The organism is Actinoallomurus acaciae (genome assembly GCF_042429965.1).
Classification (GTDB): Bacteria; Actinomycetota; Actinomycetes; order Streptosporangiales; family Streptosporangiaceae; genus Actinoallomurus; species Actinoallomurus acaciae.
The window spans coordinates 5,155-8,230 of the sequence record NZ_JBHLZP010000566.1 but is presented as its reverse complement, the minus strand read 5'-3'; the positions used below and the strand labels follow the sequence as shown (position 1 = coordinate 8,230).

The 3,076-nt window shown below is 69.4% G+C and carries 3 protein-coding genes; all 3 read left to right on the top strand.

Going from position 1 to position 3,076, the window contains the following annotated elements; genetic code table 11:
* A partial coding sequence (locus ACFFNX_RS42010) for a cellulose binding domain-containing protein (protein WP_378211820.1) occupies nt 1–383 on the top strand: 383 nt, incomplete at its 5' end.
* A 66-nt stretch (nt 384–449) separates the two neighbouring features.
* The gene (locus tag ACFFNX_RS42005; RefSeq protein ID WP_378211818.1) at nt 450–1,214 is read left to right on the top strand and encodes a fumarylacetoacetate hydrolase family protein; all 765 of its coding nucleotides are present in this window, start codon (nt 450–452) and stop codon (nt 1,212–1,214) included.
* Complete coding sequence (gene gltX / locus ACFFNX_RS42000) at nt 1,207–2,610, top strand: glutamate--tRNA ligase (protein ID WP_378211816.1); 1,404 nt, start codon at nt 1,207–1,209, stop codon at nt 2,608–2,610. Before ACFFNX_RS42005 ends, gltX begins: the two co-directional genes overlap by 8 nt.
* Nucleotides 2,611–3,076 lie beyond the last annotated feature (466 nt).

Here is a 3,076-nt window from a genome sequence, read left to right as displayed (position 1 = left end):
TCGGCGGCGCCTCTCGGCCCCGGGCCGGGTGCGCGGGCGAGGCCTGCTCACGGCAGGCGAGCAGCGCCGCGGCGCCGCGGTTCCGCTACCGCACCGTCGAACGTGACATCGGCTACTTCGAGGGCACCGTCACGCTCGTCAACCACGGCGCGAAGCCCCTGCGTTCGTGGACGCTGACGTTCACCTATCCCGGCGCCGACGTCCACAACGCGTGGGAGGTCGTCCTGCGGCAGACGGGGCAGAACGTCGTGATCGCCGGCGCCCCGACCGCCGAGCCGATCGCGCCCGGCCACGGGTTCGAGGTGCGGTTCGGCGGCGCGGGCCGTCCGGGGATGCCCACGAACTGCCGTTTCAACGGGGCGCCCTGCGTCTTCGTACGGTGACCGGCGTTATCCACAACCCACCCACTGTTGCGACGTCACCCTCCCAGGCTCGATAGCCTCAGTCTCGTGCGTATCGCGAGGTTCACCAAAGACGGCGACCTGTCCTTCGGGGTGGTCGAGGACGACGACACCATCGCCACCGTGGCCGCCCATCCCTTCGGCGAGATCCAGTTCACCGGGGAGCGCCAGCCGCTGGCCGACGTACGGCTGACGGCGCCGATCCTTCCGAACAAGGTGATCGCGGTCGGCCGCAACTACGCCGAGCATGCCAAGGAGATGGGCAACGAGGCGCCGACGGAGCCGCTGATCTTCATGAAGCCGTCCACGTCCGTGATCGGGCAGCAGGAGGCGATCGTCTACCCCTCGCTGTCCGAGCGCGTCGACTACGAGGGCGAGCTCGCCGTGGTCATCGGGCGCCTGTGCCGTGACGTGCCGGCGGAGCGGGCGGCCGAGGTCATCCTCGGCTACACCTGCGCCAACGACGTGACAGCGCGCGACCTGCAGAACAAGGACGGCCAGTGGACCCGGGCGAAGGGCTTCGACACGTTCTGCCCGCTCGGCCCGTGGATCGAGACCGATCTCGACCCGTCCGACCTCGCCATCACCACGACCGTCAACGGTGAGACCCGTCAGGACTCCCGTACGGACAAGCTGCTGCACCGCATCCCCGAGCTGATCGAGTACATCACTCAGGTGATGACGCTGCTTCCCGGAGACGTCATCCTCACCGGCACGCCCGAAGGCGTCGGGCCGTTGCGGGTCGACGACGAGGTCTCCGTCACCATCGAGAACATCGGCACGCTCACCAACCGGGTGATCTCACGTGACTAACGACAAGCCCCGCGTGCGCTTCGCGCCGTCGCCGACCGGCATGTTCCACGTCGGCGGCGCGCGATCCGCGCTGCACAACTGGCTGTACGCCCGCCAGCACGGCGGCACCCTCGTGCTGCGCATCGAGGACACCGACGCCTCCCGCAACCGGCCCGAGTGGACCGAGGGGATCATCCGGGCGCTCGCGTGGCTCGGCATCGACGAAGACCAGTACGAGGGCCCGTTCTTCCAGTCGGCCAACGCCGAGGAGCACCGGAAGGCCGTGGAGCGCCTCCGCACCGCCGGCCGGGCGTACTTCTGCGACTGCACCCGCGACGACGTGATCGCCCGCACCGGCGACTCCTACAAGGGCTACGACGGACACTGCCGCGACCGCGGCCTGCAGGCCGCGCCGGGCCGTGCGCTGCGCTTCCGCACCCCCGACGAGGGCACGACGGTCGTCATCGACCTGATCCGCGGCAAGCCGGCGTTCGAGAACGCCACGATCGAGGACTTCGTCATCGCCCGCGGCGACGGCTCGGTGCTGTTCATGCTGGCGAACGTCGTGGACGACATGACCCAGGGCATCACCCACGTGATCCGTGCGGAGGAGCACCTCTCCAACACCCCCAAGCAGCAGATGCTGTGGGAGGCGCTGGGCGCGCAGCCGCCGATCTGGGCGCACGTGCCCGTGGTCGTCAACGAGAAGCGGCAGAAGCTCTCCAAGCGCCGCGACAAGGTCGCGCTGGAGGACTACCAGGCCGAGGGCTACCTCGCCGAGGCGATGCGCAACTACCTGATGCTGCTGGGCTGGGCCCCGTCGGGCGACCGCGAGATCGTGCCGTGGAGCGTGATCGAGGAGGAGTTCCGGCTCGAGGAGGTCAACCCGTCACCGGCGTTCTTCGACGTCAAGAAGCTCCGCGCGTTCAACGGCGAATACATCCGCGCCCTGTCGGTCGAGGACTTCATCGCACGTTGCCGCCCGTGGCTGGTCACCCCGCGCGCCCCGTGGACGCCGGAGCAGTACGACGAGGACGTCTTCGCCGCCCTCGCCCCGCTCGCCCAGACCCGCGTCGTGGTCCTGTCCGAGATCACGGCCATCGTGGACTTCGCGTTCCTGGACGAGCCGGAGATCGACGAGGCCTCGTGGAACAAGGCGATGAAGGAGCCCGCCGCCGCGATCCTCGCCGCCGCCATCGAGTCCTACACGGACGCACCCTGGACGGCCGAGGAGCTGAAGTCCCGCACGGAGACGATCGGCGTCGCACACGGCCTGAAACTCGGCAAGACCCAGGCCCCGATCCGCGTGGCGGTCACCGGCCGCACAGTCGGCCTACCCTTGTTCGAGTCCTTGCAGGTCCTCGGCCGAGACCGCACCCTGGCCCGCCTCCGAAAAGCCGCCACCGCCTTGTCCTGACACCCAAGCCCCGCGCACGCGACCTTGTCCCGGTCACACCTTCGTCAGCCGCCAGGCCTGAACGGGCCCTTCAGCCACGATCTGAGGGGCCCGGCCACCCGAAGAGCCAAAGGCCTTGGTACGGGGAGGTCGGTGTCGCACACGGCCGAAGGCTCGGGAAGACGCGGCACCTGACCCGCGTGGCGGTCATCGGGTCGCTCGGTCGATCTGTGTTCGACCCATGCGGGTCCTCGATCGAGAGCGCACCGTTGCCCGCCGCTGGACGGCCGCCGCCTTGCCCCTGACACCCGAGCCCCTCGGGCGTGACTTTGCCCCAGCGCGTCTTTCTCAGCTGGCCGGACTGGGCGGGCCCTTCAGGCGCAGTCTGAGGGGTTCGGGCGGCCGAAGAGTTGAAGGTCTCGTACGGGGGATCGGTGTCATGCACGTCCGGAAGCTCGGCGAGGCGTGGGCCTCGATCCGCATGGCG